2 protein-coding genes are annotated in these 1486 nt (G+C 37.8%); both read right to left on the bottom strand.

Going from position 1 to position 1486, the window contains the following annotated elements; genetic code table 11:
* The coding region (locus FF105_RS11470) for a dihydrolipoyl dehydrogenase family protein (RefSeq protein ID WP_290046919.1) at nt 1-1065 on the bottom strand (1065 nt) is incomplete at its 3' end.
* Nucleotides 1052-1486 (bottom strand): MarR family winged helix-turn-helix transcriptional regulator (locus tag FF105_RS11475; protein ID WP_290046920.1); only part of this gene is annotated, 435 nt, incomplete at its 5' end. The genes FF105_RS11470 and FF105_RS11475, both read right to left, overlap by 14 nt.

The following is a 1486-nucleotide window of genomic DNA, read 5'->3' on the forward strand; positions in this document are numbered from 1 at the left end:
AGCATCATCAACTGAAATCCCCACTTGAGCCAGTCGTGGAAGTGTAAACGCAATAGACGGTACTACGGGGTATTTAATGGGATCTGAATCACCCGATAATTTTTTTGCAATATACTGTGATTCAAAGGTAGCAGTGGGTGTGAGACGTGGTATAGCTTTCGCAATGACATCGCCACTTGCATAAATATTAGGATTAGAAGTTCTAAGATAGTCATCAACAACAACACCACCCTTATTATATTCAACACCCGCTGCCTTCAAACCTAAATTATCAATGTTAGGAACGCGTCCTGTTGTGTCCATCACATAGTCAGCATTATATCTTTTACCTTGAGCTGTCTCGACCAAATATTTTTGCTTTTCATCAAGTGAAACATGAGATACACGTTGTCCAAAATCAAAATGTATGCCCCTATCAATCATATCTTCTACAACTTCTTGAGAATATTCTCTATCAAAACCAGATAATGCATGATCACCATATTCAATAACGGTTACTTGACTGCCAGCAGCACGAGCAATTGAAGCAAATTCCATTGCGATATAGCCTCCACCAATAAACACAATTGAATTTGGCATTTCAGGCAATTCTAAAAATTCGGTGCTATCATGTAGCAATTCAGCTCCTGGAATTGCTAATTTTGCGGGCTTTTGACCTGTAGCAATCACGAACTTATCTGCTTGATATACTACATGATTAACTATTAATGTTTGTTGACCAGTAAACTCAGCGTGACCTGCAATAATGTCAATACCATCTACCGAAAGCATGCGCGCCAGGCCGTCAGACAATGGGTCAATCACTTGGTGCTTATATGCCATCAATTCTGGCCAAATAATATTTGGTGTATCGTTAATACCTATACCATGATAGTGATGCAAATGATGAATTAGTTCTGCTGGTCCATCCAATAAAATTTTAGCGTTACACCCAAAGTTTGTGCAAGTCCCAGCCACTTTATTTTCTTCTATCAAGGCAACTTTTTTGCCTTCACGTGCTAAGGTTTGTGCACCGTGCCATGCTGCATGTCCGCTACCAATAAAAATCACATCATAATTCGTCATTAATTTTCTCCTCTATTTTATTATTGTGCGATAAAATCATTGCCCGTAATGTCTTGTTTAAAGACTCATTTTCGGTAATCATTGAAATTACAGATTTTTCGCTAGCCACCACTAGTTCATCTCGGACAACTGCAACATCTGACAGTATGTGCTCAAAAACTGGGCGTTTCGATTCAGATATTTTTAGATATTTTACACGTTTATCCAATTCACTAGGTACTTTTATGAGCCACTCTTTATTAACTAATCTATCAATAACGGGTGTTAATGTATTACTGGACAACTCTAACTCCTCGCCAATATCCATCAACTTCGCTTTTTCTTTCTTATAGATAATGAGCAATGACATATATTGTAAATAAGATAACTCATAACCCCCTAACAGTTCTGCATACAAGCGATGAAAATAACGATTTGTATT

This window comes from Leuconostoc sp. UCMA20149, assembly GCF_030400235.1.
GTDB classification, from domain to species: Bacteria; Bacillota; Bacilli; order Lactobacillales; family Lactobacillaceae; genus Leuconostoc; species Leuconostoc pseudomesenteroides.